Raw genomic sequence first — 1842 nt, 5'->3', positions numbered from 1 at the left:
CTTGACTCTGTCGGGGATCTTGGAATTCCTCGGTGCGGCAGCATGATTATCGGGCATGCTCGGGTAGTTCCGCCGACCGATGCAGCTGTCGAGGTGCCCGTTGTCCCTTCGCCCCCGTTCCGGTGAGCAAGTTCCTTCTCTGACCGCGCAGATCGCGCGGGCGAGCAATCCGGGTGGTACGACGGCGATATGGGTACGCGACCGCCTCGATGGGCTGTGGTGCGACGAGGACTTCGCCGACTGGTACCCACGGGATGGGCGCCCGGGACTCTCGCCTGCTCAACTGGCCACTGTCTGTGTGCTGCAGTTCCTTCTCGGCCTGTCGGACCGGCAGGCCGCCGAGGCAGTCCGCTGTCGCATCGACTTCAAGTACGCCATGGCGATGGAACTGGACGATCCCGGGTTCCATCACAGTGTGCTCGCCGACTTCCGCGACCGTCTCGCCGAGGGCGACCGCGCTGACCGCCTCCTCGACCTCGTGCTGGCCCGTCTCAAGGAGGCCGGCCTGGTGCGCGAGCGCACCACGCAGCGCACCGACTCCACTCACGTCCTGGCCGCGGTGCGTGACCTGACCCGCCTGGAGCTGGTCACCGAGGCGGTTCGCGCCGCACTCGAAGAAGTCGCCGGTGTGTCCCCTCACCTGCTGGACGAGCTGGTCGATGAGGAGTGGGGCCGCCGCTACGGCCGGCCGGTCCGCCTGGGCAAGAACCCCACCAAGCCCACGACCAGGATCCTGACCACCGGGAACGATGCTGTCCGGCTCCTGGAACACCTCTACCGGCACGAAACAGGCCGCACGTCCGGCCCTCGCGTCCAGGCCCTGCGCCAGATCATGGTGCAGAACTACCACCGTGACCAGGCAGGTCGGCTGCGCTGGCGCACCGCCGAGAAGGAAGGCGGACCCGGGCTGCCGCCCTCGTCCCGGGCAGTCGTCTCGCCCTACGACACCTCGGCCCGCTATGCGAGGCACGGGCACATCATCAGCTGGAAGGGGTTTGCCGCTCATCTGACGGAGACCTGCGCTCCCGACGACCCCAACGTGATCACGGATGTGGCCACCACCGCGGCCACCACCCACGACAGTCAGGTCCTGCCCGGCATCCACACCCGTCTGGCGCGGCGCGGGCTGCTGCCCGCCGAGCACCTGGTCGACGCCGGCTACACGTCCCTGCCCCACCTGGAACAAGCCACCCGTGAACACCAGGTCACCGTCTCCGGACCGCTGCGGAGCAACCCCACCCGCCAATACCGGCAGAACGAGGGCTTCGCCCGGGACGACTTCCACATCGACTACGACCGTCAGCAGGTCACATGCCCCCAGGGCCAGGTCAGTGCGGGCTGGCACGGCCCTTACCCGACCTCCTCACCCACCGCGGCCCCGCTGATCGTGGCCAGGTTCACCAAGAGCCAGTGCCAGCCCTGCCCGACCCGCACCCGGTGCACCTCCACCGCGGACAGTGCCCGAACCGTGGGATTTCCCCCGCAAGAACTCCGTGACCTGCAACTTCGCGTCCGCGCGGAGCAACAGACGCCCGAGTGGAAGACCCGCTATGCGGTCCGCTCGGGAGTGGAGGGCACGGTCAACGAGTTCGCCCACGGCCACGGCATGCGACGCTGCCGCTACCGAGGACAGGGAAAGGCCCATATCCAGCACGTTCTGACGGCCATTGCCGTCAACATCGAGCGCCTGAGCGGACTGCCACCGGCCGAAGAAACACTCACGCCCCGCCGACCGACTGCCTTCCAGCAGTACCTCGACCAGCGCCAGATACCTCGGCCGAAGTCCTGGCGAACCCTGGGAGCCTGACCGGCACCTTCAAGATCCCCGACAGAGTCAAGCTA

At 67.9% G+C, this 1842-nt stretch carries 1 protein-coding gene; it reads left to right on the top strand.

All coding sequences use genetic code 11. The features are described from left to right. Positions 1-79 precede the first annotated feature (79 nt). The gene (locus IG90_RS0138575; RefSeq protein ID WP_078585127.1) at positions 80-1807 is read left to right on the top strand and encodes an IS1182 family transposase; all 1728 of its coding nucleotides are present in this window, start codon (positions 80-82) and stop codon (positions 1805-1807) included. Positions 1808-1842 lie beyond the last annotated feature (35 nt).

The sequence above is a fragment of the Streptomyces anulatus genome, from assembly GCF_000721175.1.
Lineage (GTDB): Bacteria > Actinomycetota > Actinomycetes > Streptomycetales > Streptomycetaceae > Streptomyces > Streptomyces anulatus_C.
This window is presented reverse-complemented; position numbering and strand designations above follow the sequence as displayed.